General features: G+C 69.2%; 18 protein-coding genes. 16 read left to right on the top strand and 2 right to left on the bottom strand.

Annotated elements, in window-relative coordinates:
- Positions 1-134: 134 nt before the first annotated feature.
- The gene (locus tag HMPREF1224_RS13380; protein ID WP_003113089.1) at positions 135-638 is read left to right on the top strand and encodes a hypothetical protein; all 504 of its coding nucleotides are present in this window, start codon (positions 135-137) and stop codon (positions 636-638) included.
- 76 nt (positions 639-714) lie between these two features.
- Here the strand turns inward: HMPREF1224_RS13380 and HMPREF1224_RS13375 are convergent, their stop codons facing one another.
- Entirely contained in the window at positions 715-1,296 is a 582-nt protein-coding gene (locus tag HMPREF1224_RS13375; protein WP_003122724.1) for a helix-turn-helix domain-containing protein, read from the bottom strand.
- A gap of 54 nt (positions 1,297-1,350) precedes the next feature.
- Positions 1,351-1,509, bottom strand: coding sequence for a hypothetical protein (locus HMPREF1224_RS13370; RefSeq protein WP_003089396.1), 159 nt, complete (start codon positions 1,507-1,509; stop codon positions 1,351-1,353).
- A gap of 290 nt (positions 1,510-1,799) precedes the next feature.
- Between HMPREF1224_RS13370 and HMPREF1224_RS13365 the strand changes: the two genes are divergently transcribed.
- The 15 genes from HMPREF1224_RS13365 to HMPREF1224_RS13295 all read left to right on the top strand — a co-directional run bounded on the left by HMPREF1224_RS13365 (position 1,800) and on the right by HMPREF1224_RS13295 (position 25,391).
- Positions 1,800-2,687, top strand: coding sequence for a TauD/TfdA dioxygenase family protein (locus tag HMPREF1224_RS13365; RefSeq protein ID WP_003144063.1), 888 nt, complete (start codon positions 1,800-1,802; stop codon positions 2,685-2,687).
- 40 nt (positions 2,688-2,727) lie between these two features.
- Positions 2,728-3,750: an ABC transporter substrate-binding protein gene (locus tag HMPREF1224_RS13360; RefSeq protein ID WP_003089389.1), complete on the top strand. Its 1,023-nt coding sequence runs from the start codon at positions 2,728-2,730 to the stop codon at positions 3,748-3,750.
- A gap of 7 nt (positions 3,751-3,757) precedes the next feature.
- Positions 3,758-4,606, top strand: a complete 849-nt coding sequence (locus HMPREF1224_RS13355; protein WP_003113091.1) for an ABC transporter ATP-binding protein — start codon at positions 3,758-3,760, stop codon at positions 4,604-4,606.
- Positions 4,607-4,622: 16 nt separating this feature from the next.
- Positions 4,623-5,489 (top strand): ABC transporter permease, encoded by an 867-nt coding sequence (locus tag HMPREF1224_RS13350; RefSeq protein WP_003117834.1) that lies wholly within the window; start codon positions 4,623-4,625, stop codon positions 5,487-5,489.
- Positions 5,490-5,598: 109 nt separating this feature from the next.
- Positions 5,599-6,216 (top strand): LysE family translocator, encoded by a 618-nt coding sequence (locus HMPREF1224_RS13345; RefSeq protein ID WP_003113093.1) that lies wholly within the window; start codon positions 5,599-5,601, stop codon positions 6,214-6,216.
- Between the two features lie 164 nt (positions 6,217-6,380).
- A complete protein-coding gene (locus tag HMPREF1224_RS13340) occupies positions 6,381-10,061 on the top strand; it encodes a non-ribosomal peptide synthetase (protein ID WP_170842728.1) in 3,681 nt (1,226 codons plus the stop codon).
- A gap of 29 nt (positions 10,062-10,090) precedes the next feature.
- Positions 10,091-11,179, top strand: a complete 1,089-nt coding sequence (locus HMPREF1224_RS13335) for a TauD/TfdA family dioxygenase (protein ID WP_010793000.1) — start codon at positions 10,091-10,093, stop codon at positions 11,177-11,179.
- On the top strand, positions 11,176-12,195 hold the full coding sequence (locus HMPREF1224_RS13330; protein WP_003113096.1) for a TauD/TfdA family dioxygenase: 1,020 nt from the start codon (positions 11,176-11,178) through the stop codon (positions 12,193-12,195). The genes HMPREF1224_RS13335 and HMPREF1224_RS13330 overlap by 4 nt, the downstream gene beginning before the upstream one ends.
- A 19-nt stretch (positions 12,196-12,214) precedes the next feature.
- Complete coding sequence (locus HMPREF1224_RS13325; RefSeq protein ID WP_010792999.1) at positions 12,215-18,592, top strand: non-ribosomal peptide synthetase; 6,378 nt, start codon at positions 12,215-12,217, stop codon at positions 18,590-18,592.
- A 67-nt stretch (positions 18,593-18,659) separates the two neighbouring features.
- On the top strand, positions 18,660-19,202 hold the full coding sequence (locus tag HMPREF1224_RS13320) for a YbaK/EbsC family protein (RefSeq protein WP_003089366.1): 543 nt from the start codon (positions 18,660-18,662) through the stop codon (positions 19,200-19,202).
- 219 nt (positions 19,203-19,421) lie between these two features.
- Positions 19,422-20,873: a carbohydrate-binding protein gene (locus HMPREF1224_RS13315; protein WP_010792998.1), complete on the top strand. Its 1,452-nt coding sequence runs from the start codon at positions 19,422-19,424 to the stop codon at positions 20,871-20,873.
- Between the two features lie 175 nt (positions 20,874-21,048).
- On the top strand, positions 21,049-21,798 hold the full coding sequence (locus HMPREF1224_RS13310; RefSeq protein WP_003113099.1) for a GntR family transcriptional regulator: 750 nt from the start codon (positions 21,049-21,051) through the stop codon (positions 21,796-21,798).
- Positions 21,795-23,519, top strand: a complete 1,725-nt coding sequence (locus HMPREF1224_RS13305; RefSeq protein ID WP_004343632.1) for a fumarate reductase/succinate dehydrogenase flavoprotein subunit — start codon at positions 21,795-21,797, stop codon at positions 23,517-23,519. The genes HMPREF1224_RS13310 and HMPREF1224_RS13305 overlap by 4 nt, the downstream gene beginning before the upstream one ends.
- An 85-nt stretch (positions 23,520-23,604) precedes the next feature.
- The gene (locus HMPREF1224_RS13300; RefSeq protein ID WP_003089354.1) at positions 23,605-23,850 is read left to right on the top strand and encodes a 4Fe-4S dicluster domain-containing protein; all 246 of its coding nucleotides are present in this window, start codon (positions 23,605-23,607) and stop codon (positions 23,848-23,850) included.
- 134 nt (positions 23,851-23,984) lie between these two features.
- Positions 23,985-25,391 (top strand): ABC transporter substrate-binding protein, encoded by a 1,407-nt coding sequence (locus HMPREF1224_RS13295; RefSeq protein WP_003113101.1) that lies wholly within the window; start codon positions 23,985-23,987, stop codon positions 25,389-25,391.
- The last annotated feature ends 22 nt before the right edge of the window (positions 25,392-25,413 follow it).

Genomic DNA, 25,413 nt, shown 5'->3' with positions numbered 1-25,413 from the left:
CTTCGCTGTCTCGCCGCTAGCCACCATGCAGCGCCCGGCTCGGCTGTTGCACCGGCATCTTGCCGGTGCGTCGGCGCTGCCTAGAATCGGCCCCATTCGCACCTACCCCCGCTTCGCCTACAGGAGTTACCGCCATGATGAATGCCATGCAGATGCCGATGAACATGAATGCCGCCATGCCGATGATGCCCATGATGGGCATGCCGATGATGATGGCGACCATGCAGTGCGAAACGATGGACGACGGCATGCTGTGCAAGATGATGCCGGCGATGGGCATGGACATGGGCCAGTTCCGCAACAGCGCCGAGATGATGGCGATGATGATGAACTGCGGCATGCCCATGATGATGCAGTGCGGCAACCTGGCGATGATGGGCATGTCCCAGGCCTGCATGGCGATGATGCCGACGATGGGCATGGGGATGGGCATGCCGATGATGGGCATGGCTCCGATGAAGTGCATGATGGAGTGCTCCATGCAGGGCGACGCCATGCACTGCAGGATGATGCCGATGCAGGGCATGGACATGGAGATGTTCAAGAACTGCTGCATGCTGATGGCGAAGATGATGGAGTGCGGCATGCCGATGATGATGAGTTGCAACGGCATGCCGATGATGTGCTGCACCTGCTGATCCGTCGCCGGATGGAAAAGGCCCGCCCGGGATGACCGGGCGGGCCTTTCTTCGTCCATGGCAGCAAGGCCGGGGGTCAGTCCAGGCGCTCCGGGTAGGTCATCACCAGGTACGCCAGGGCTTCGCTATCGGCGGGGTTGCGGTAGCTGTGCGGCTGGTCGGCGTAGAACAGGATCGAGTCGCCGGTGGCGAGCAGGAAGCGCTCCTCGTTGACCCGCACTTCCAGTACCCCCTGCGCCACCACCAGGTTCTCCTGGGTGCCGGGGGCGTGGGCTTCGGCGTCTTCCTGGCCGAGGCCGCGCAGGCGCAGTTCGTAGAACTCCACCTGGCGCGCCACATCGAAGGGGAACAGCGCGCGGCTGGTGAAGGCGCCGTCGGCGCTGACCAGGCGCTTGCTCTGTTGCGCCGGCAGCACGGCGACACCGGCGAAGGCGCGATCGTCGAGGAAGGCTGCCACCGACACCTTGAGACCCTGGGCGATCTTGCACAGCACCTTGATCGACGGCACGCTGCGCCCGGACTCGATCTGCGCCAGCATCGCCCGGCTGACACCGGAAATCCGCGCCAGGGCGTCCAGCGAGAGATTGCGCTTGCCGCGCAGGCGTAGCAGGTTGTGGGCGACGCGCTGGCCAATCAGATCATCGGGTTCGGTATGCACGCCGGCGGCCAGTTCCAGGTGGGCAACGCCATCGCTGGCGGGCAGGTTCATCGGTCAGGCCCGGCGGCTGCGCTCGTCGTGCCTGGCTGGCGGTTGCGGCACGGCGTAGCCGGCCCGCCAGGCGTACACCGCCCACATCATTTCGCCCAGGCGGCGTGCCTGGCGGCGCGAGCGGTAGCGGGCGAAATCGATGACGTTGTCGGTGCGGTCCATGAGGCATTCCTCGGGCGGCGGGTTCGATGGCAGCCAGACTATCCCTTCGCCGCTTAGAGCCATAAATACTAAGTTTTTATTTATTAATTCACTTTTGTGCTTACAAAGGGACGCCGAACCGTACGGAGCAGCATATTTATATTCTTTAAAGGTATTTAAATTAATTTTCTTATTCCAATAAATTAAAGGCTCTCGCGTACCTGCCGACCAATCGGCGCGCCGCACCGAATCCATGCCGCCTTGCGCGGTATCTCGTGCCTGGCGTGTCCGGGCTTGCGTGGGAGTCAGCGATGTCCGTTTCCCTTCCGGCGCCAGCGCGCGCCGACGTTCCCTTGCAGATCCGTGCCCTCGATGCCGCGTTCGGCGCCGAGGTGCTCGGCCTCGACCTCGGGTTGCCCCTGGCCGCCGAGGACTTCCGCCGTATCCACCGGGCGCACCTGGACCACCATGTGCTGGTGTTCCGCGAGCAGCGCATCACCCCGGCGCAGCAGATCGCCTTCAGCCGGCGCTTCGGTGAGTTGCAGATCCATGTGCTGAAGCAGTTCCTGCTCCCAGGGCATCCGGAGATCCTCATCGTTTCCAACATCGTCGAGAACGGCCAGCCCGTCGGTCTCGGCGATGCCGGCAAGTTCTGGCACTCCGACCTTTCCTATAAGGAGCTGCCGAGCCTCGGCTCGATGCTGCATGCCCAGGAGCTGCCGGAGGAGGGCGGCGATACTCTGTTCGCCGACATGCACAAGGCCTGGGACAGCTTGCCGGAGGCCCTGCGCAAGGCGATCGAGGGACGCACGGCGGCGCATTCCTATACCGCCCGCTACAGCGAACCGCGCTTCGAGGGTAACTGGCGGCCGACCCTGAGCGCCGCCCAGCTCGCCGAGGTGCGCGAAGTGGTCCATCCGATCGTGCGCACCCACCCGGAAAGCGGGCGCAAGGCGCTGTTCGTCAGCGAAGGTTTCACCACCCGCATCGTCGGCCTGCCGGCCGACGAGAGCGCCCAACTGCTCGCCGAGCTGTATGCGCACAGCGTGCGCCCCGAGCACATCTACCGGCATCGCTGGCAGGCGCATGACCTGGTGTTCTGGGACAACCGCTCGCTGATCCATCTCGCCGGCGGTTGCCCGGCCCACCTGCGGCGCAAGCTCTACCGCACCACCATCCAGGGCGACGCGCCGTTCTGACGACGGCACGCGCTTCCCCCTTTTCGCCAGGAGCGTTTCCATGAACCGCATTCCCCGTTTCACCCGCCTGGTCGCCGCGCTCGGCCTGGGCCTGAGCCTCGCCACCACGCTGCTGGCCAGCCGGCCGGCGCAGGCCGAGGGCGAGATCCGCATCGCCGAGCAGTTCGGCATCGTCTACCTGCTGCTCAACGTGGTCCGCGACCAGCGCCTGATCGAAAAGCACGGCCAGGCCGAGGGCCTGCAAATCAAGGTCGACTGGACCCAACTGTCCGGCGGCGCGGCGGTCAACGATGCGCTGCTGTCCGGGGCGATCGATATCGCCGGTGCCGGCGTCGGTCCGCTGCTGACCATCTGGGACCGTACCCGCGGGCGCCAGAACGTCAAGGCGGTGGCTTCGCTGGGCAACTTCCCCTACTACCTGCTGAGCAACGACCCGCGGGTCAGGAGCATCGCCGACTTCGGCGCCGGGGATCGCATCGCCGTGCCGGCGGTGGGGGTTTCGGTGCAGTCGCGCTTCCTCCAGTACGCCGCGGCTAAGCAGTGGGGCGACAAGCAGTTCGACCGCCTCGACAAGTACACCGTGGCGCTGCCGCATCCGGACGCCACCGCCGCGCTGGTGGCCGGCGGCACCGAGCTGACCGGGCATTTCTCCAACCCGCCGTTCCAGGACCAGGCGCTGGCCAACCCGAAGGTCCACGTGGTGCTCGACAGCTACGAGCTGCTGGGGCCGAATTCGCCGACCGTGCTGTTCGCCACGGAGAAGTTCCGCCAGGACAACCCGAAGACCTACCGGGCCTTCGTCGAGGCGCTGAAGGAAGCGGCGGCCTTCGCCCAGAACGACAAGGCGGCCGCCGCCGATACCTATATCCGGGTGACCGGGGCGAAGATCGACCGAGCCGCGCTGCTGAAGATCATCGCCAATCCGCAGGTGGAGTTCAGCGTCACGCCGAAGAACACCTATCCGCTGGCGGAGTTTCTCTACCGGGTCGGTGCGATCCGCAACAAGCCGGCCTCCTGGCAGGACTATTTCTTCCAGGACGGCGCGCCGTTGCAGGGGAGTTGAGACGCCGATGAACGCCGCCTCCCGCCAACCTTCCACGCTCCCCGCTGACGCCCTGCTGGCGGTGGACGGAGTCAGCCTCGAATACCGCACCCGCTCGCGCGTGGTGCGGGCCACCCAGCGGGTCAGCTTCGAAGTCGACCCGGCCGATCGCTTCGTCCTGCTCGGCCCGTCCGGTTGCGGCAAGTCGACCCTGCTCAAGGCGGTGGCCGGCTTCATCACGCCCAGCGAGGGCGAGATCCGCCTTCAGGGACAGGCGGTCAGGGCGCCCGGCCCCGACCGTATCGTGGTGTTCCAGGAGTTCGACCAGTTGCCGCCATGGAAGACCGTACGGCAGAACGTGCTGTTCCCCTTGCGGGTGTCCGGCCAGGTGACGCGCGACGAGGCCGAGCGACGCGCCGACGAATGCCTCGAGAAGGTCGGCCTGGCGGGCTTCGCCGAGGCCTACCCGCACACGCTGTCCGGGGGCATGAAGGCGCGGGTGGCGATCGCCCGGGCGCTGGCGATGCAGCCGAAGATCCTGCTGATGGACGAGCCGTTCGCCGCGCTGGACGCGCTGACCCGGCGAAAGATGCAGGAAGAACTGCTGCGCCTGTGGGAAGAGGTGCGTTTCACCCTGCTGTTCGTCACCCACTCCATCGAGGAGGCGTTGGTGGTGGGCAACCGCATCCTGCTGCTCTCGCCGCACCCGGGGCGGGTCCGGGCCGAAGTGCACGGCCACCCGTTCGGGCTGCACAGCCTTGGCGGCGAGCCGCTGCAAGCCGCGGCGCGACGCATCCACCGCTTGCTGTTCGACGAGGGCGGCGAACCGACGGCGGCCGCGACCCTCGACTTCGCCGATATCCGGCTGGCCCATTGAGCAGAGGAACCGATCGATGAGTCGAGTCACGCGCGTTCGCGAAGAATACGAAGTCCAGCTCGAACCCCTGCTGGAGGTCTCCCTGGAGCGGCGCCTGCCCCTGAGCCAGCGTCTCTGGCAACAGGGCTGGCTGCGCAAGGGGCTGATCCTGGCGCTGCTGGCGCTGGCCTGGGAGCTGGCGGCGCGGGTCCAGGGCAACGACCTGCTGCTGCCAGGCTTCCTGCAGACGGCCAGGGCCCTCGGCGAGGGCCTGGCCAGCGGCGAACTGCCGGCCAAGGCGGGGATCTCCCTGCTGGTGCTGTTCAAGGGCTACCTGCTGGGGATCGTCCTGGCCTTCGTTCTGACCAGCCTGGCGGTCTCCACGCAGTTGGGCCGCGACCTGCTCGGGACCCTCACGGCGATGTTCAACCCGCTGCCGGCGATCGCGCTGCTGCCGCTGGCGCTGCTCTGGTTCGGCCTGGGCCAGAACAGCCTGATCTTCGTGCTGGTGCATTCGGTGCTCTGGGCGCTGGCGCTGAACACCTATGCCGGTTTCCTCGGTGTCTCGGAGACCCTGCGCATGGCAGGGCGCAACTACGGCCTGCGTGGCCTGCGCTTCGTCCTGCTGATCCTGGTGCCGGCGGCGCTGCCGTCGATTCTCGCCGGGCTGAAGATCGGCTGGGCCTTCGCCTGGCGCACGCTGATCGCCGCGGAACTGGTGTTCGGCGCGAGCAGCGGCAAGGGCGGGCTCGGCTGGTACATTTTCCAGAACCGCAACGAGCTGTACACCGACAAGGTATTCGCCGGCCTGGCCGTGGTGGTGCTGATCGGCCTGCTGGTGGAGAACCTGGTGTTCGGCAGCATCGAGCGCCTCACGGTGAAGCGCTGGGGAGTGCAACGCTAGGGCGGCGGACGGGTGGAGTGTTACGGCAACTTTCTCGGCAACTGTTGCGCTGGCGCGGCGGCAAAGCGGAGTAACGTCTTGCCCGCACCCACTTCAAAGGATGGAACGAATGTCGCTCTCCGTGGATCTGCTGCTGGCGTTCTCCCTGTTCGCCTTCGTCACCTCCGTCACGCCCGGTCCGAACAACACCATGTTGCTGGCCTCGGGGGTCAACTTCGGTTTCGTCCGCTCCATCCCGCACATCCTCGGGATCAGTTGCGGCTTCTTCATCATGGTGATGGCGGTGGGCTTCGGCCTGGGCACGGTGTTCGAGGCCTATCCGGTGCTGTACACCATCCTGCGCTACGTCGGCGCGGCCTACCTGCTGTACCTGGCCTGGAAGATCGCCACGTCCGGCCCGGCCGGCAACGACCCGGAGGGACGTGGCAAGCCGTTGAGCTACTGGGGCGCGGCGGCGTTCCAGTGGGTCAACCCGAAGGCCTGGGTGATGGCGGTCGGCGCCATAAGCACCTATACGCCGTTGCAGGGCTACTTCACCAACGTGGTGGTGATCTCGACGGTATTTGCCCTGATCAATGCGCCGACCATCGGAATCTGGGCCGGTTTCGGCAGCATGCTGCGCAACGTGCTGCGCGATCCGCGCTGGCTGAGGGTGTTCAACGTAGGGATGGCGCTGCTGTTGGTCGCGTCGCTGTACCCGATCCTCGCGGAAAGCCATTCGGCCTGACCTGTCAACACCCTATCAATTGTATTAGCTCGTAACTCGTCGCCATTTCGTGAAGAGTTTTTCGCTCGGTGCCCAGCCTCGGAAGGGGGAGAGCGATGCAGGAGCGACATGGCTTACCGTTACGCAGCTTTTCGTCGGGCAAGGCGCTGACCGCGGGACGCGCAGTGCGCCCGGAGGTTGCGCAGGAGCGGCGCTACCTGCAAGGCGCCCCGCTGGGGATGGAGTTGCCGGGACGAATCGCCTTGCGCGACCCGCATTGCGCCTGGCAATGGTTCGAGCCGGAGGCGGCCGCGGAAGCGTTCCCGGCGGCGCACTGGCTGGCGGCGTTCCTGGTACTGCTGGGACGCTACGGCAACGAAGAGATCACCCTGGGCTTTCCCGAGCCGATCACGGTTCGCGGGCGGCAGGCGCCCGCGCTGCTGCGTTCCTCCTACCGGGCGATGGAGTCGTCCGCCGAACGTAGCGCGCGGCTGGCGGAAGAACTCGATGACGCCCGGCGGCAGCTATCCGCCGACGGCCAGGAGCGCGCCGCCCTGGCCGGGCTCTGCGCGGTCCAGGTGCTGGCGGCGCGGCCGACGGCGAGCAGCCCCGGCTGGCTGGCCCTGGTGCTGGCGGCGGACGGCAGCGTCGGCCTGGCTCTGCGCGATCCCCAGTACGACGAATTGCGGCGTATCGCCGGCCATCTCGCGCGCCTGGCGCGCGGCCTGGTCGACGCCCAGGCCTGCGTCGGCCGACTGCCCTGGCTGGACGCCGACGAAGAGCGCCGTTTGCAGGCCCTGCGCAGCGAGCCCCAGGCCGCCCCGTCGCGCGGCGTACTCCACCATCTGTTCGAGGCCCAGGCGCGGCGCACACCGCAGCGCATCGCCGTGCACGCCGCCGACCGTAGCCTCAGCTATGCCGAGCTGGAGCGCGAAAGCGCCGCGCTCGCCGTGCGCCTGCGCGCCGCCGGGGTGGCTCCGGAGCAGCGGGTCGGGGTCTGCCTGCGGCGCGACAGCGGCCTGCTGGTCGGCCTGCTTGGCGTGCTCCGCGCCGGCGGTTGCTACGTCCCGCTGGACCCGGCCTATCCGGAGGAGCGGGTGGCCTACATGCTCGACGACGCCGACTGCCTGCTGGTGCTGGTCGACGCGAGCACCCGCGAGCGGGTCGCCGCGCTGGGCCGGCCATGCCTGACGCTGGAGGAGGGCGGCGACCAGGCGAACGACCTGGCGCTGCCCGCGAGCGAGGTCGGCGCCGACCACCTCGCCTACATCATCTATACCTCCGGATCCACCGGACGCCCCAAGGGCGTCGCCATCGAGCACGGCAGCGCCCATGCCTTCCTGCGCTGGGCCGGCCAGCACTATGCCGCCGAAGAATGGAGCGGGGTACTGGCGGCGACCTCGGTGTGCTTCGACCTGTCGGTCTACGAGCTGTTCGGCACCCTGGCCGAAGGCGGCACGCTGCACCTGGTGGAAAACCTGTTCAGCCTGCCGGACTACCCGCGCCGCGACGAGATCAGCCTGCTCAATACCGTGCCCTCGGTGTGTGCCGCGCTGCTTGCCCTCGGCGACCTGCCGGGTGGGGTGCGCACGCTGAACCTGGCCGGCGAACCGCTGCGCGGCCACCTGGTGCGACAGATTCGTGGCCAACCCCAGGTACGGCGCCTGGTCAATCTCTACGGGCCGACCGAGGACACCACCTATTCGACGGCGCACGAACTGGACTTGCACGCCGAAGCGCTCGATGAGCCGCCCATCGGCCGACCGCTGCCCGGCACCACGGTGGAGGTGCTCGACGGCTTCGAGGCGCCGCTGCCGCTGGGCGTGGCCGGGGAGCTGTACCTCGGCGGCATCGGCCTGGCGCGTGGCTATTTCGGCAAGCCGGAGCAGACCGCCGAGCGTTTCCGCGTCGATCCGGGCAGCGGCGAGCGCCGCTATCGCACCGGCGACCGCGTACGCATGCGCGAGGACGGCGTGCTGGAACACCTCGGCCGGCTCGACGACCAGGTCAAGTTCAACGGCTTCCGCATCGAGCTGGGCGAGATCGCCTCGTGCCTGGCGAGTTTTCCCGGGGTGAGCGAAGCCTGCGCCATGCTCACCGAGGACAGCGCCGGCCTGCGTCGGCTGGTCGGCTACCTGGCGGCGCCGTTCGCCCCGCCGCTCAAGGCGCTGAACGAGCACCTTGGGCAAAGTCTGCCGCACTACATGTTGCCGTCAGCGTTCGTGGTCCTGGCGGAGCTGCCCAAGACGCTCAACGGCAAGATCGACCGCAAGGCCCTGCCGCGTCCCCAGGCGACCGGCGCCGAGCCGCAGGCGCTGCCCAGCGATCCGCTGGAGCAGGCGCTACACCAGGCCTGGCAGGCGCAGCTTGGTGCGCCGCCGCGCGCCGGACAGGGCTTCTACGCCGCCGGCGGCGATTCCCTGCGGGCGGTGCACCTGCTCGCGACGCTGCGCCAGCGACTGTCCCGACGCGTACCGTTGCAGGCGTTCGCCGGTGGCCCGGCGACCCCCGAGGCCCTGCTGGAACTGCTGCGCCAGGCCGCGCCCGAGGGCGACGAGCCGGAGCCGAGCGCCGGCGCCGCCGGGCTGAGCCTCGCCGAACGGCGCCTGTGGGTGGCCCAGCAACTGGCGCCGGAGGACACCTCCTACAACCTGCTGGCCCACCTGCGCATAGTCGGCGCCACGGCCGACGCCATCGAACAGGCCTTGCGCCAGTTGCTGGAACGGCATGTGGCGCTGCGCCGGCGTGTCGAAACGGGCGTCGACGGGCCGCAGCCGCATGCGCTGGCGGCGCATGCGGTGCCCCTGCAACGCCTGCTGGCGAGCGACGCCGTCCACGCCGAGCGGTTGCTGGAGGATGGCGTGCGCCGTGAGGGCGCGCGAGTCTTCGACCTCGCCCACGAGGCGCCGGCACGCCTGCTGCTGGTCGTCACCCGCGACAGCGCGCGCGCCGACCTCCTGCTCAGCGTCCATCACTACGCCTTCGACGATGTGTCGCTGGCGGTCTTTGCCGCGGAACTGAAGACACTGCTCGATGGCGGTCGCCTGGGCGTGCTCGCCAGCACGCCGGAACAGGTTGCCGCCCGCGAGCGCGCGGCGTTGGCCTCGGGACGCCTGGACCGCGTTGCCGAGCGCTGGGCTGAGCGTTTGTTGCCGCTGGCGAAGGCTCCCGGCGCCGCGCCGGCGCGCCCGGAGGAGAGCGGCGGGCGCGCCGGCCAACGCCTCGCCCTGCCGGTTTCCGCCGCCGTCCATGCCGCCTGCCGGGCGCTGGCCGAACGCACCTCGGTAAGCCCGTTCAGTGCTGCGCTACAGGCCTTCGCCGAAGTGCTCGGCGCCGAACTGGGCGTCGACGACCTGCTCGTCGGCGTGGCCCTGGCCGGGCGTTCGCGCCTGGAAATGCAGGGGCTGGTCGGCTGCTTCGTCAACCTCCTGCCGCTGGCGGTCGGCCTGCGTCCGGAGCAGTCCGTGGAGTGGCGCCTGCGCCAGGTCGGCCATGATCTGCTGGAACTGCTCGAACACCAGGACGTGCCCCTCGAATGCGTGACCCAGGCCCTGCGCCAGCGCGGCGCCAGCGGCCTGCCGATCCGCATCGCCTGCGGCGCGCACAACGGTCGGGCGGCCCCGGCGGTGGATGCCGGGGTGCGCGTCGAAGCCGACTTCATCCCGGTGCCTGGCGCGCGCCTCGACCTGACGCTGTGGCTGGAAGACCAGCCGCAGGGTTGGCTGGCCGTCTGGACCGGGGTCAGCGCGATCTTCGACCTGCACCGCATCGAGCGCCTGCACCAGGCCTGGGAGCGGCGCCTGCTGGCGAATGCCGGCGAACCTATCTCGAAACGCATGTCGCCGGAGGGCTGCAACGCTTCCTGACGACCCCGAGCCTCCCACGGAGAACAGCGATGGAACGAACAGCTCCCAGTCTCACCGGTCGCGGCTTCGCCCGGCCGCGCAATCTCAGCCCGCGCAGCAGCGAGGCGCTGGTGCGGCGCCCGGCGGCGGAGCGCGACGGCCTGCCGCTGCTGATCGAGGCACAGGCTCCCGGCCTGTCCCTGGCCGACTGGATTCGCGAGCAGGGCCAGTCCCTGCACGACGACCTGAACCTGGCTGGCGGCCTGTTGCTGAGAGGCTTCGAGGTCGACTCGGCAGAGCGCTTCCGCGCAGCCGCCGCTGCCTTCGCCCCGCAACTGCTCGACTACAAGGAGCGTTCCTCGCCGCGTAGCCAGGTCAGCGGCGAGGTCTACACCTCCACCGAGCATCCGGTGGACCAGCCGATCTTCCTGCATAACGAGCAGTCCTATACCGCCGACTGGCCGCTGTACATCATGTTCCATTGCCAGGTCGCGCCGCTCGAGGGCGGCGCCACCCCGGTGGCGGCCAACCGGCTGGTGCTCCGCCACCTGCCGGACGAATTGCTGGAACGCTTCGGGCGCCTGGGCATCCTCTACGTGCGCAACTACCGCGCCGGCCTCGGCCTGTCCTGGCGCGAAGCGTTCCAGACCGACAGCCGCGCCGAGGTCGAGGCGTTCTGCGCTGAGCACCGGATCGCCCATGCCTGGATCGGCGACGAGCACCTGCGCACCTGGCAGAGGCGCGCGGCGTTCCAACGCCACCCGTATACCGGCGAGCGCCTGTGGTTCAACCACGGCATGTTCTTCCATGCCACCAGTCTCGAGCCGGGCCTGCGCGATGCGCTGCTGCGCAGCGTCGCCGAGGAAGACCTGCCGTACCAGACCTACTACGGCGATGGCAGCCCGATCGAGGCGCAGACCCTGGCGACCATCCGCAGCGCCATAGACCGCGAGATGCGGCGCTTCGACTGGCGCGTGGGCGACGTGCTGATCCTCGACAACATGCTCGCCCAGCACGGCCGCGAGCCGTTCCGCGGGCCGCGACGGATCCTCACCATCATGTCCACGCCGTATTCCAGCCTGGCGCCCGCCGACGTCCCGCCGACACCTTCGCGCCTGGCGCTCGGAGGTGCCGCATGAGCGCCTCGTTCAGCGCGCCGCGCCTGCGCCCCCGGCAGCTCTCGGCCGGCGACCTGGTGGAGGAAAGCCTGCTCGACCCGGCCAACGACTACCTGCGCATCGTCCGCGCGCGCCAGCCGGGCATGGACCTGCGGCAATGGATCGCCGCCGCCGGCGCAGGGCTGCGCGACAGCCTGCTGCGGCATGGCGGCATCCTGTTTCGTGGCTTCGCGGTAGACGGAGCGGAGGGCTTCTCCCAGGCGGTACAAAGCTTTTCGCCGAACATGCTCGACTACCTGGAGCGCGCGGCGGCACGCCAGGAAGTGGCGCACCGGGTGTTCACCTCCACCGAGTTCTCGCCGGACGGCTGGATTCCGCCGCACCACGAGATGTCCTACTCGCACAACTGGCCGAGCTATATCCACTTCTACTGCCAGACACCGCCCGCCACCCAGGGCCGCACGCCCCTGGCCGACGAGCGCCGGGTCAGCGCTCGGATACCCGAGGCGATCAGGCAGCGCTTCCTCCGCCATGGGGTGTGCTACGTGCGCAACTACGGGCCGGAGATCGACCTGACCTGGCAGGAAGGCTTCCAGACCGACAGTCGCGCCGAGGTCGAGGCCTACTGCCGGCAGACCGGTACCCAATGGACCTGGCTCGACGACCAGCGCCTGAATACCCGCCAGGTACGCCAGGCGATGGTGCGCCACCCGCTCAGCGGCGAGACGCTGTGGTTCAACCACGCGCACATGTTCCATGTCTCCAACATGCCGCCGGCCCTGGCCCGGGCCTTGCTCGACGAGGTCGGCGAACAGGGCCTGCCGCGCAACGCCTACTACGGCGACGGCAGCCCGATCGAGGCGGAGGTGCTGGACACCATCCGCGCCGCCTACCGCGAGGAAACCCGCGCGTTCGCCTGGGAGCGCGGCGATGTCCTGATGCTCGACAACTTCATCAGCGTCCACGGCCGCGAGCCGTACACCGGCGAGCGCAAGGTGCTGGTGGCGATGACCGACCTGCATGTCCACCAACCCTGAACCCGTGCGAGGGATAGCCATGAGTGCGTCAGAAGACCTGCAATCCGCTGTGCAACCGGCCGCGAGCGAAGCGCTCGAAGGATTCCCGCTGTCTCCCTTGCAGACCCGCGCCTGGCGCCGCCATGCCGAGCGGCCGGAAAATACGGTTGTCGGCGTGCGCCTGCACGCCCCGGCCGATCCCGTGGCGACGCTGGAGCGGCTGCGCCGGGCGCTGGACGGCGAGGCGCAACTGCGCGTGGCCTACCGGACGATGCCGGGCATGAGCCTGCCGGTGCAGGTACTGGATGGGCGCGCGGCCGATCTGCTGGTCGAGCGCCTGCCGGGAGATGGCGACTGGGCCGGACGCTTCGCGCGCGAAAGCGCGCGTCTCGCCGCTTCGCCCCTGGGCGGGGAAGGCCAGCCGGTACTGGCGCTCGGCCTGCTGCTGGACGCCGCCGGAGAGACGCTCCAGGGGCTGTTGCTGGCGGCGCCGGCGTTCGTCGTCGATGCGGCCAGCCTGGTGGCGCTGCTGCGCCGCGGCCTGGGGCCGGCCGGCCAGGCGAGCGCGGACGAGGGAGACGAGGCGCTGCTGTTCCAGCATTTCTCCGAGTGGGCCAACGAGGCGCTGGCCGGCGAAGACGGCGAAAGCGCCAGCGGTTACTGGCGAGAGCAGGCGGCCGTTGCGGCGGAGAGTCCGCTGGCGCTGGCGGACGACCTGGGCGAAGGCGAGTGGACGGCGCGGCGCCTGCTGCCGCGCGCGCTGCTCGAACGCCTGGCAGCCAACGGCTTGCCGGAGGCGGCCGCCCTGCTGGCCTGGACCCAGGTCGCCGGGCAGTTCCAGGGCGACGAGGGCCTCCCGCTGGAAATGGCGCGACTGGTCTCGGGGCGCCTGTTCAACGAGTTCGCCGAGCTGGCCGGACCGTTCGCCGGGGTCGCGCCGCTGTGCCTGGAGAATGTCCGCGCGGGCAGCGTCGGCGAGCGGCTCGACGCCCTCCAGGCGGCGATCCTCGCCCAGGAGGAGGCAGCGGCCCTGCGCGATCCCTTTGCCCCCGACTGGCCGCTCGCCGAGTTGGGCTTCGCCTGGCTGGCGGGCGAACTGGATGGCGCCGGGGTGGCCGAGCTGGATTGCCGTCAGCCGCCGCTGGGCGGGTTCCTCGAGTTGCAGGTGCTGCCCCACGGCGAAGGCCGGCTGGCCAGCCTGCGGGTCCGCCGCGACCATGACGGAACGCTGGCCGGGCGCTTGCTCGACGCCTGGGTCGAATGCCTGGAAAGCATCGCCGCCGACAGGCAACTGCCATTGGCCGGGCTGCCGTTGATCGGCGCGGCCGAGCGCGAGCGCTACCAGGCCTGGCAGGGCGAGCGCGTGGAGCCCGCGCCGGTGGAATCCCTGGTGGCCGCGTTCGATCTGCGGGCCGCCCTGCAGCCGCAGGCGCCGGCGTTGCTGGATGCCCACGGCAGCCTGGATTTCGCCACGCTGTGCGCGCGCAGCGAAGCGGTCGCCGAAGCGCTGCTGGCTGCCGGCGTGCGGCCCGGCCAGGCGGTGGCGGTGATGACCGGGCGCAACCGCGAGGCGATCGTCGCCCTGCTCGGGGTGATGCGCGCGGCGGCGGTGTACACCCCGGTCAATCCGGAGTTTCCGGCGGCGCGGGTGGAGCGGATGCGCGAAGCGGGCGGGATCGTCTTCGCTCTTGCCGATGCCGAGTGCGCCGGGCGCGCCCGCGAGGCCTTCGCCGGGGCCTGCCTGGACCTGTCGACGCTGCCGCTTGCCGGCAGCGGCATGAGCCTGCCGGCGCCGGGCGGGCGCGATGCGGCCTACATGATCTTCACCTCGGGCACCAGCGGCCAGCCCAAAGGCGTGGTGGTCGAGCACGCCAGCGCGCTCAACCTGTCCCAGGCCCTGGCGCGCACGGTATACGCGAACGTGGTGGGCGAGGGCCTGCGGGTGACGGTCAACGCGCCGTTCTCCTTCGACTCCTCGATCAAGCAGATTCTCCAGTTGCTCTCCGGCCATTGCCTGGTCCTGGTGCCGCAGGAGGTGCGCAGCGATCCGCAGCGGATGCTGGGGTTCCTCGAAGAACGGCGCATCGACGTGCTCGACTGCACCCCGTCGCTGTTCCGCCTGCTGCTCCAGGCCGGCCTCGACGATGCCCACCCGGCGCTGCCCGGGCGCATCCTGGTAGGGGGCGAGCGCTTCGACGAAGCGTCCTGGGAGGTCGCCGCCGGCTGGCGCCGCTGCCAGGTGTTCAATCTCTACGGTCCTACCGAAGCCACGGTGAACGCCAGCCTGGCGCGGGTCGCCGAGCATGCGCGGCCGACCATCGGCCGCGCCCTGGCCAACGTCGATCTGCATGTGGTCGATGGCCTCGGTCGTCGCAAGACCCGTGGCGCCAGCGGCGAACTATGGATCGGCGGCGCCGGGGTGGCGCGCGGCTATGCCGGCGACGCCGGCGAGGCGGCCGGGCGCTTCCTCGAGGAGGGCTGGCCGGGCAGCGGCCGCCTGTACCGCAGCGGCGACCTGGTGCGCTGGCGCGCCGACGGTTGCCTGGAGTTCCTCGGGCGGATCGACGAACAGGTGAAGATCAACGGCTACCGCATCGAACTGGGCGAGATCCGCAGCGCGTTGCTGGAACACCCGGCAGTGGGCGAGGCGGCGGTACTCACCGACGAGGCCGATGCGGCCGAGCCGGGCGCGGATCGCCGGATCGTCGCCTTCGTCACCGCCGCCGGGGAGACCGCGGACGAGTCCTGGCTGGAAGTCGACCTGCCCAGCGGGCACCGGGTCGCCGGACTGAACCTCAACGAAACCGAGTACGTCTACCAGGAAATCTTCGTCGACGAGGTCTACAGCCGCGACGGCATCGTCCTGCCGCCGGACGCGGTGGTCCTCGACGTCGGTGCCAACATCGGCCTGTTCTCGCTGTACATCGCCAGCCGCGCGCCGCGCGCGCGAGTGGTCGCCTTCGAGCCGCTGGCACCGATCCGCCGGCGCCTGGAGGCCAACCTCGGACGCTACGCACCGCAGGTCGAGGTATTCGGCATCGGTCTGTCCGACGCCGAGCGTGAGGAAACCTTCACCTACTATCCGGGCTACTCGACCTTCTCCGGGATCGCCGAGTACGCCGACGCCAGCGGCGAACGCGACGTCATCCGACGCTACCTGAGCAACCAGGGCGAGGAGGGCGGGGCCAACCTGCTGCTGGACAACATCGACGAAATCCTCGACGACCGCCTGCGCGCCGAAGCCCACCGCTGCCGCCTGCGCCGCCTCGACCAGGTGATCGACGAACTGGGCCTGGAGCGTATCGACCTGCTGAAGATCGACGTGCAGCGCGCGGAAATGGATGTGCTGCTCGGTCTCGACGATGCGGCGCTGGCCAAGGTCCGGCAGATCGTCCTGGAGGTCCATGACAAGCGCGACGGTGCCACCGCCGGCCGCGCCGATGCCTTGAGCGACCTGCTGCGCCGCCATGGCTTCGAGGTGAGCATCCGTCAGGACGCGCTGCTGGAGGGTACCGACCGTTACAACTGCTACGCGGTGCGCCCGGGCTATGCCGAGTCGCTGGCTGAGCGCATCGACTGGCGCGCGCTCGCGCCGCGCCCCGCCGCGGCCCTCGGCGGCGAGCTGAGCGAGCAGGCCCTGCGTGGCTTCCTCGAGGCGCGCCTGCCGGCCTACATGCTGCCGAGCCGGATCGCCCGGGTCGAACGCCTGCCGCTGACCGCCGAAGGCAAGCTCGACCGTCGCGCGCTGTTGGCGGCGCTGGCCGCCGAGGCGGCCGCGCAGACCCTGGAAGCGCCGGCCAATGCCACCGAGGCGGCCCTGCTGGAGATCTGGAAGAGCGTGCTGAAACGCCCGGCGATCGGCGTCAGCGACAATTTCTTCCAGGTCGGCGGCGACTCCATCCGCCTGATCCAGATGCAGGTCATGGCGCGCGAGGCGGGGCTTGCCTTTACCCTGCGCGACGTGTTCAACCACCAGAGCATCCGCGAACTGGCGCGCCTGCTGGCCGCTCCGGCGAGTCCGGCGGATGCGGCCGCGAGCTCGGCGCCGCGGGCGCTGGAGCCGTTCGCCCTGTTGTCGGCGGCGGAACGCAAGCGCCTGCCGGAGGGGCTCGACGACGCCTATCCGATGACCAGCCTGCAACAGGGCATGCTCCTGCAAAGCGAGGCCAGCGGCGATCCACGGCTGTTGCACAACGTCGTCCTGCACGAGGTGCATGGACGCCTGGACAGCGAGTTGCTGGCGCGCGCCTGGGCGATCCTGATCGGCCGCCACGCGATCCTGCGTACCGGCTTCGACCTGCACGGTGGCCAGGTTCCCCTGCAATGGGTCCACCCGGCCGCTGCGGTCGCCGCCGAGGTGCCGGTGCACGACCTGTGTGGCCTCGATGGGGAAACACGGCGCCTGCGCCTGCGTGCCTGGATCGAGGAAGAGCAGGCCACCCCGTTCGACTGGAGCCGCCCACCGCTGGTGCGCCTCGCCGCGCTGGCGCTGGACGAGCGGCGCTTCGCCCTGGGCGTCGCCGAACACCATAGCGTGCTGGACGGCTGGAGCCTGCAAAGCCTGGTGGACGAGCTGCTGGCGGTCTACGCCGACCTTCTCGCCGGTGTCGTCGCGCGGGAAGCGGAAGCGCCCGCGGTAGGCTTCCGCGACTACGTGGCGCTGGAGCGTGAGGCCGAGGCCAACGCCGCCTCGGCGCTGTTCTGGCTCGACTACCTGGCCGGCGCCCGCTACCGGCCGTTGCCCGGCCTGGCGGAGGAGGGACCCCGGCGCATGGCGGCGGTCCGCGTGGACGTGCCGGCCGACAGCCTGTCGCGCTTGCGCGCCCTGGCCGAACGCAGCGGCTTGCCCTTGCGTTCGTTGTTGCTGGCGGCGCATGGCCGAGCGTTGTGCCGCTTCAGCGATGCCGATGAAGTAGTCACCGGCTTCGTCAGCCACGGGCGCCCCGAGGAGCCGGGAGCGGACCGCCTGCTCGGCCTGTTCCTGAACACCCTGCCGTGCCGGCTGTCGGCTTCCGTCGATCTGCTCGACAGCGCCCGTCGCGCATTCGACTACGAGCGCGCGAGCCTGGAACATCGGCGCCATCCGCTGGCGGCGATTCGCAGGCGCAACCGCGAGTTGCGCCTGGACAGCCTGTTCAACTTCGTCGACTTCCACCAGGACGACGCCGCGCCGACGGCGGGAGTAAGGCACGGCGGCATCCTCGACCAGGTGGTGGTGGACGTCGACGTGCCGCTGGCGGTGGACTTCGAGGTGGCCGGCGAGCGCCTCGAGGTGGGCTTCCAGTACGCCGCCGGACGTTTCCCCGCCGAGCGCGCCGAGGCGCTGGCCGACGCCTACCGCGAGGCGTTGCTGGCGCTGCTCGAGGACCCGGCGCAGCCGCCCACGGCGGCCCAGGCCGAGGACAGCGTGGAGCTGCGGCGGGTGCTCAAGGTGTTGTCCCGGGTGCTCGGCCGGCCGCTGGCGGCCGACCAGGGCTTCGCCAGTGCCGGCGGGCATTCGCTGCTGGGCGTGCAGGCGATCGCCGAATTGCGCCGGCTGACCGGCAGGCAACTGAGCCTGGGGCTGTTGCAGGGCGATCCGGATGCCCGCGAAGTGGTGCGCCGCTGCCATGCCGCCGACGCGCCGCCGTTGCCGCCCGCCACCGAGCGCGCCCGGGCCCTGTGGTTGCAGCGCAGCGGGAGCGCGCAGCCGCGCCTGCGCCTGATCGCGCTGCCGCCCGCGGGCGGCAACGCCGGCACTTTCCGTGGTTGGGACGCGCGCCTGCCGGCGGACGTGGAGCTGCTGGCGATCCAGTATCCGGGGCGCCAGGAACGCCAGGACGAGCCATTCGTCACCGATGTAGAGGCCATGCTCTGTGCCATCGACGACGCGCTCCTGCCATTGCTCGACCGTCCGTTCGCCCTGGTCGGCGCCAGCCTCGGTGGCATGCTCGCCTACGAACTGGCGGCACGCCTGGAAAGCCTGCACGGCCTGCGCGCCAGGCAGTTGTTCGTGATCAGCAGCCGCGCTCCGGGGCCGGACCTGGAATACCCGCGCTTCCATGCGATGGGCGACGCCGAGTTGCTGCGAACCCTGCGCGAGTACGACGTGCTGCCGCTGGAAGTGCTCGACGACCCGGAGCTGCGCGAGATCAGCCTGGCTACCCTGCGCGCCGATTCGCGCCTGGCCGCCGACTATCGCTACCGCCCGCGCGAGCCGTTGGCCATACCGATCACCGCGATCCTCGGCGAGCAGGACCCGGGCGTCTCCAGGGCGGCCATCGACGGCTGGCGGCGGCACACCAGCCGCTACGAGCTGGAGACCCTGGCCGGCGGCCACGGCCTGGTGGTGACGGCGGCGGAGGAGGTCTGCGCGATCCTGCGGCAGCGCCTGGCGCCCGATGTGCCTGGCGGCGTGCCGGCGAACCTGGCAACCTGAACCGCCGGCCCCTGCCGCCCCCCTGGCGGCAGGGGCCGGTGCCGTCCGTCTTCATTCGAGGTTGCCCATGGTTCTGCGCGAATACACCCAACGCCACCGGCTCGACGCCGTCGCCCCGGCCGACTACCACCGCCATCTGCCGGAGCAGGTCGCGCGCGGCCTGCCTTCCGCCGAGCTGGTGGTGTTCCGCGTCGCCGACGAGCATTCCGACACCGCGGCGTTCAGCGCACGCTACGGCTTTGGCCTGGAGGACTGCGCCAACACCCTGGTCCTGCGCTACAAGCGCGACGGCGCCGAAGGCTATGCCGCGGTGGTCAACCTGGGCTCGCGGCGGCTCGACGTGAACGGCGCGGTCAAGGCGCTGCTCGGGGCCCGCCGGCTGTCCTTCGCCGCCCGCGAGGTCGCCACCGAGCTGACCGGCATGCAGTTCGGCGGCATCACCGCGTTCGGCTTGCCCGAAGGCATGCCGCTGCTGGTCGACGCGGCGGTCTTCGAACGGCCGTTGGTGGTGATGGGCGCCGGGGTCCGCGAGACCAAGCTGCTGCTGTCCCCGGCACTGCTGAAAGACCTTCCCGGAGTGGTGGTCGCCGAACTCAGCGAAGCCGGTTGAACCCGGCGCGGAGCATCGCCGCCGCGGCTCTGCCAATTGTGGTAGGTGAAGCCTTCCGCCGTCTCTGCAACCATGCCCCCGCCCTGATCGTGACAAACGCCGGAATGCCCCGTGGTAGACGCTCGCGCCTGTTTTTTCTAAGCGTTCGCGGCGGCCACGGCGCGGTTCGTCGGACAGCCCCTCCGGATGCGTTTCCTACCTTCATCCGAGGAGCGGTAAATGATCAGGATCGACTTTTCCCAGTTGCACCAGGCCCGCGAAGATGCCGCGGCGGCCATGCCGAGCATCGCCGGCAAGAAGATTCTCATGGGCTTCTGGCACAACTGGCCGGCCGGCGCCGCCGACGGCTACCAGCAAGGCTCGTTCGCCAACATCGCGCTGGATGACGTGCCGAGCGAGTACAACGTGGTCGCCGTGGCCTTCATGAAAGGGCGCGGCATCCCGACCTTCCAGCCATACAACCTGTCCGACGCGGAGTTTCGCCGCCAGGTCGGCGTGCTCAACGCCCAGGGCCGCGCGGTGCTGATTTCGCTGGGGGGCGCCGACGCGCACATCGAGTTGCACGCCGGGCAGGAGCAGGCGCTGGCCGCCGAGATCGTCCGTCTGGTGGAAACCTACGGTTTCGACGGCCTGGACATCGACCTCGAGCAGAGCGCCATCGACCTGGCCGACAACCAGCGGGTGCTGCCGGCGGCCCTCAAGCTGGTGCGCGAGCACTACGCCGGGCAGGGCAAGCACTTCATCGTCAGCATGGCCCCGGAGTTTCCCTATCTGCACAAGAACGGCAAGTACGTGCCTTATCTGCAGGCCCTGGAAGGCGTCTACGACTTCATCGCGCCGCAGTACTACAACCAGGGCGGCGACGGCCTGTGGGTCCAGGAGGCGAACGGCGGCAAGGGCGCCTGGATCGCGCAGAACAACGACGCGATGAAAGAAGACTTCCTCTACTACCTCACCGAGAGCCTGGCCACCGGCAGCCGCGACTTCGTGCGGATCCCGGCGCAGCGCCTGGCCATCGGCCTGCCGAGCAACGTCGATGCGGCGGCTACCGGCTACGTGATCGATCCCGCCGCGGTGAGCAACGCGTTTCGCCGCCTGGAAGCCGCCGGTCACGCGATCAAGGGCCTGATGACCTGGTCGGTGAACTGGGACGATGGCCTGAACAAGCGCGGCGAGCGCTACAACTGGGAGTTCCGCAAGCGCTACGCCAGCCTCATCCATGACGGCGAGGGCGGCGACCAGCGCCCGGCGGCGCCGCAGGGCCTGCGTCTGCTGGAGCGCGGCGAGACCAGCCTGGTGCTGGCCTGGAACGCCTCCAGCGGGCAGCGTCCGATCGATTACTACAGCCTCTATCGCGACGGCGCCATGGTTGGCCAGAGCGCCGCGCTGGGTTCCACCGACAGCGGCCTGACGGCGGACACCCGCTACAGCTATTTCGTCACCGCCACCGATACCCAGGGCAACCAGTCGCTGCCCAGCGAAGGCCTGGAGGTCAGCACCAGCGGCGGGGCGGTGGATCCGCAATTCCCGCAATGGCGGGAGAACCAGGCCTATCGGGTCGACGATGGGGTGACCTACGAGGGGCTGCGCTATCTCTGCCTGCAGGCGCACACCTCCAACAGCGGCTGGACGCCGCCGGTAGCCTTCACCCTCTGGCGGCCGCTGCGCTGAGGGGGCGGGCCGGTCCGCGCTGCGGGCCGGTCCTTTGGCCGGCGAGAGCCACGCACGGGTGGCGCCATATCCATATGCGTTTTCGGTATTTCCGCTTGATCGTTCATGGCGTTTACCATCACGGTATAACTTGTTATAACAAGTATTCCAGCCACTCCTGCAAGCGAATCCGACCATGGGCAAACTGCTCCCGCTTTCCCCCGTGCCGCTGTACAGCCAGCTCAAGGAGCTGCTGCGCGGGCGCATCCTCGACGGCGTCTACCCGCCGCTCAGCCGCATGCCCTCGGAGAACGAGCTGGGCAAGGCCTTCGACGTCAGCCGCATCACCGTGCGCCAGGCGCTCGGCGACCTGCAGAAGGAAGGGCTGATCTTCAAGATCCACGGCAAGGGCACCTTCGTCGCCCGGCCGAAGGCGTTCCAGAACGTCAGCACCCTGCAAGGCCTGGGCGAGTCCATGACGCAGATGGGCTACGAGGTCATCAACCGCCTGCACGGCCTGCGCTACGTGCCGGCCGGCGCGCGGGTGGCCGAGCGCCTGCGGGTGGAAGAGGGCAGCCCTGTGTGCGAGATCAAGCGGGTGCGGCTGGTCAACCGCGAGCCGGTTTCGCTGGAAGTCACCTACCTGCCGCAGGCGCTCGGCGAGCGCCTGGAGAAGGCCGACCTGGTGACCCGCGACATCTTCCTGATTCTCGAGAACGATTGCGGCATTCCCCTCGGCCATGCCGACCTGGCCATCGACGCGGTGCTCGCCGATGCCGACCTGACCCGCGCCCTGGCGGTCGAGGAGGGCGCGCCGATCATGCGTATCGAGCGCCTGACCCATGCCGCCGACGGCGCGCCGCTGGACTTCGAATACCTCTACTACCGCGGCGACGCTTTCCAGTATCGCCTGCGCATCGATCGGCAGAAGGGAGAGCGGGCATGAACACCCTGGAGCAGGAATACGACATCGTGGTGATCGGCGGCGGCACCGCCGGGCCGATGGCGGCGATCAAGGCCAAGGAGCACGACCGCGAACTGCGCGTGCTGCTGGTGGACAAGGCCAACGTCAAGCGCAGCGGCGCCATCAGCATGGGCATGGATGGGTTGAACAACGCCATCGTCCCCGGCCACGCCACGGCCGAGCAGTACACCCGGGAAATCACCGTGGCCAACGACGGCATCGTCAACCAGGCGGCGGTCTACGCCTATGCCAGCCACAGCTTCGAGACCCTGCGGCAACTGGATCGCTGGGGCGTCAGGTTCGAAAAGGACGAGACCGGCGACTATGCGGTGAAGAAGGTCCACCACATGGGCGCCTATGTGCTGCCGATGCCGGAAGGGCACGACATCAAGAAGGTGCTCTACCGCCAGCTCAAGCGTGCGCGGATCCCCATCGCCAACCGCCTGGTCTGCACCCGCCTGCTCACCGATGCCGAGGGCGCGGTGAACGGCGTACTCGGTTTCGACTGCCGCAGCGGCGACTTCCATGTGATCCGCGCCAAGGCGGTGATCCTTTGCTGCGGCGCGGCGGGCCGCCTGGGCCTGCCGTCCTCGGGCTACCTGATGGGTACCTACGAGAACCCGACCAACGCCGGCGACGGCTACGCCATGGCCTATCATGCCGGCGCCGAGCTGGCCAACCTGGAATGCTTCCAGATCAACCCGCTGATCAAGGACTACAACGGCCCGGCCTGTGCCTACGTCACCGGCCCGCTGGGCGGCTATACCGCCAACGCCAGGGGTGAGCGCTTCATCGAATGCGACTACTGGAGCGGGCAGATGATGTGGGAGTTCCACCAGGAACTCGAAGGCGGCAATGGCCCGGTGTTCCTCAAGCTCGACCACCTGGCGGAGGAAACCATCCAGACCATCGAGGACATCCTCCATGGCAACGAACGCCCCAGTCGCGGGCAGTTCCACGCCGGGCGCGGCACCGACTACCGCCAGCAGATGGTCGAGATGCACATTTCCGAGATCGGCTTCTGCTCCGGCCACTCGGCCTCCGGCGTGTGGGTCAACGAGAAGGCCGAGACCAGCGTGAAGGGCCTCTACGCCGCCGGCGACATGGCCGCGGTGCCGCACAACTACATGCTCGGCGCCTTCACCTATGGCTGGTTCGCCGGGCGCAACGCCGCCGAATACGTCGCCGGGCGCGCCTTCAGCGCGGTCGACAGCGCCCAGGTCGAGCGCGAGCGTGCGCGGATCGAGGCGCCGCTGCTGCGCGAGCATGGCCTGCCGGCGGCGCAGGTGGAGTACAAGCTGCGCCGGCTGGTCAACGACTACCTGCAACCGCCCAAGGTGACCCGCAAGATGGAATTGGGCCTGCAACGCATCCAGGCCATCGCCGAGGATCTGGAGCGGATCAAGGCGGACAACCCCCACGAGCTGATGCGCGCCCTGGAAGTCAGCGTTATCCGCGATTGCGCGGAGATGGCCGCGCGCGCCTCGCTGTTCCGCACCGAGAGCCGCTGGGGCCTGTACCACCACCGGGTGGACTATCCGCGGCGCGACGACGCTGCCTGGTTCTGCCACGCGCACCTGAAGAAGGACGAGCAGGGACGCATGGCCAGCTTCAGGAAACCGGTCGAACCCTACCTGTTCGCCATCGACGAGGGCGAACAGCAGGCCTACCAGCGCCTGCGGCTGAGGAACGACGCCGCCTAGGGCCCCACGCCCCGGCGTAGTACCGCTAGACACCGAGCCCGCCGCCACGAAAGCGGGCCAGATCGAACCACGAGGACCGCGTGCCATGGCCTACCGACCCCAGGACATCTTCTTCCGCAGCAGCGCCCCGGTGACCATCGACGAAGACCGCTGCATCGCCGACAAGGGCTGCACCGTCTGCGTCGAGGTCTGCCCGATGGACCTGCTGGCCATCGATCCGACGACCCGCAAGGCCTACATGGCCTACGACGAGTGCTGGTACTGCATGCCTTGCGAAAAGGACTGCCCGACCGGCGCGGTGAAGGTCGAGATTCCCTACCTGCTGCGCTGACGCCCGCTCCCGGCAAGCGAGGCAGAACCCGCCATCCGGCCACTCCCGGACGCCACCCTGAAACACCCCTCGTTTCCCACCACCGTCCGGGTGGCGGAGACGATTCCCATGACCATGATTCGAGGGGAATCCCCATGCGACTGCGTGCAATCCTGGCCAGCCTGGCGCTGGCCCTGACTTCCCTGGGTGCCCAGGCGGAAACCATCCGCGTGGCCATCGGCACTCAGGACACCACCATCAACTGCGCCGCCGGCGGGCTGCTGATCCGCGAGCTGGGCCTGCTGGAGAAATACCTGCCGCGCGACGGCCGCTACAAGGATGCGGACTACCGGGTGGAGTGGAAGAACTTCACCAGTGGCGCACCGCTGACCAACGAGATGGTCGCCGGCAAGCTCGACTTCGGCGCCATGGCCGACTTTCCCGGCACCTTCAACGGCGTGGCCTTCGCCGCCGCCGGCAAGCGCAGCCTGTTCATCAGCGTGCTGTCCGGCAGCACCCGTGGCAGCGGCAACGGCATCGTGGTACCGAGCGGCTCGCCGGTGCAGTCGCTGGCCGAACTGAAAGGCCAGACCATCTCCGTACCGTTCGCCTCCACCGCCCATGGCATGCTGCTGCGCGCGGTGGCGGCGCAAGGCTGGGACCCGCAGCGCGACGTGACCATCATCGCCCAGCCGCCGGAAATCGCCGGTTCGGCCTTGCAGGCGAACAAGATTGCCGCCCATGCCGACTTCGTACCCTTCGCCGAGCTGTTCCCCAATCGCGGCTTCGCCCGCAAGATCTACGACGGTTCCCAGGCCAACGCGCCGACCTTCCATGGCGCGCTGGTGGACGCCGCCTACGCCGAGCGCTATCCGGAGGTGGTGGTGGCCTACCTGCGGGCGAGCATCGAAGCCAATCGACTGCTGGCCGCCGAACCGGAGAAATACAGCGAGCTGATCGAGAAGGTCACCGGCATCGAGGCCGAGGTCAATTACCTGTTCCACGGTCCGCTCGGCCTGCAGACCCGCGACCAGGCCTGGAAACCCGAATACCGCCAGGCGCTGGCGACCTCCATCGACACCCTGAAGCTGCTGAAGAAGGCCGACCGTGGGCTGGACGTCGAGCGTTTCGTCGACGACCGCTACATCCGCGAGGCCTACCGTCAGGCCGGGCTGGACTACCAGGCGGCGCTGGCAGACTACGCACCGTCGCCGCTGCGCGCCAGCGACGCGCGCAGCGGCCGGCCGATCGAGGAGTTCGAACGGGTAGCGCAGATCTGGGTGAAGGGCGAGGCCAGGGTGCGCCATTACGCTTCGCCGGAGTCGGCCCTGGCCGATCTTGCCGAGCTGAAGGCGCAGGGCAAGGCGATTCGTGCGATCTACGCCCAGGATCGTGACAGCGGGATCAAGCTGCTGGCCAACCAGGCGTGGTTCGTCCGCGACGGCGAGGGTCGCCTCAACGCCTTCCTGCTCCGCGAGCAGGCCCAGGACTATGCCCGCCGCCATGGCGGCGAGGTACGCGACTTTGCCGCCGCCAGCCAGCAGGCGCTGGCGCTCCGCTGAGGCGGGCGTCTTCGGAGTCCGC

The organism is Pseudomonas sp. P179 (assembly GCF_000478485.2).
Classification (GTDB): domain Bacteria; phylum Pseudomonadota; class Gammaproteobacteria; order Pseudomonadales; family Pseudomonadaceae; genus Pseudomonas; species Pseudomonas aeruginosa.
The sequence above is the reverse complement of the archived record's forward strand: the minus strand, read 5'-3'. Positions and strand labels throughout refer to the sequence as shown.

What these genes read in the sequence shown, in the direction of transcription:
- HMPREF1224_RS13315 (WP_010792998.1), top strand. Translation starts at nt 19,422, where the DNA reads ATGATCAGGATCGACTTTTCCCAGTTGCACCAGGCCCGCGAAGATGCC.
- HMPREF1224_RS13370 (WP_003089396.1), bottom strand. Translation starts at nt 1,509, where the DNA reads ATGGACCGCACCGACAACGTCATCGATTTCGCCCGCTACCGCTCGCGC.
- HMPREF1224_RS13335 (WP_010793000.1), top strand. Translation starts at nt 10,091, where the DNA reads ATGGAACGAACAGCTCCCAGTCTCACCGGTCGCGGCTTCGCCCGGCCG.
- HMPREF1224_RS13350 (WP_003117834.1), top strand. Translation starts at nt 4,623, where the DNA reads ATGAGTCGAGTCACGCGCGTTCGCGAAGAATACGAAGTCCAGCTCGAA.
- HMPREF1224_RS13365 (WP_003144063.1), top strand. Translation starts at nt 1,800, where the DNA reads ATGTCCGTTTCCCTTCCGGCGCCAGCGCGCGCCGACGTTCCCTTGCAG.
- HMPREF1224_RS13320 (WP_003089366.1), top strand. Translation starts at nt 18,660, where the DNA reads ATGGTTCTGCGCGAATACACCCAACGCCACCGGCTCGACGCCGTCGCC.
- HMPREF1224_RS13300 (WP_003089354.1), top strand. Translation starts at nt 23,605, where the DNA reads ATGGCCTACCGACCCCAGGACATCTTCTTCCGCAGCAGCGCCCCGGTG.
- HMPREF1224_RS13380 (WP_003113089.1), top strand. Translation starts at nt 135, where the DNA reads ATGATGAATGCCATGCAGATGCCGATGAACATGAATGCCGCCATGCCG.
- HMPREF1224_RS13355 (WP_003113091.1), top strand. Translation starts at nt 3,758, where the DNA reads ATGAACGCCGCCTCCCGCCAACCTTCCACGCTCCCCGCTGACGCCCTG.
- HMPREF1224_RS13330 (WP_003113096.1), top strand. Translation starts at nt 11,176, where the DNA reads ATGAGCGCCTCGTTCAGCGCGCCGCGCCTGCGCCCCCGGCAGCTCTCG.
- HMPREF1224_RS13295 (WP_003113101.1), top strand. Translation starts at nt 23,985, where the DNA reads ATGCGACTGCGTGCAATCCTGGCCAGCCTGGCGCTGGCCCTGACTTCC.
- HMPREF1224_RS13325 (WP_010792999.1), top strand. Translation starts at nt 12,215, where the DNA reads ATGAGTGCGTCAGAAGACCTGCAATCCGCTGTGCAACCGGCCGCGAGC.
- HMPREF1224_RS13310 (WP_003113099.1), top strand. Translation starts at nt 21,049, where the DNA reads ATGGGCAAACTGCTCCCGCTTTCCCCCGTGCCGCTGTACAGCCAGCTC.
- HMPREF1224_RS13360 (WP_003089389.1), top strand. Translation starts at nt 2,728, where the DNA reads ATGAACCGCATTCCCCGTTTCACCCGCCTGGTCGCCGCGCTCGGCCTG.
- HMPREF1224_RS13305 (WP_004343632.1), top strand. Translation starts at nt 21,795, where the DNA reads ATGAACACCCTGGAGCAGGAATACGACATCGTGGTGATCGGCGGCGGC.
- HMPREF1224_RS13345 (WP_003113093.1), top strand. Translation starts at nt 5,599, where the DNA reads ATGTCGCTCTCCGTGGATCTGCTGCTGGCGTTCTCCCTGTTCGCCTTC.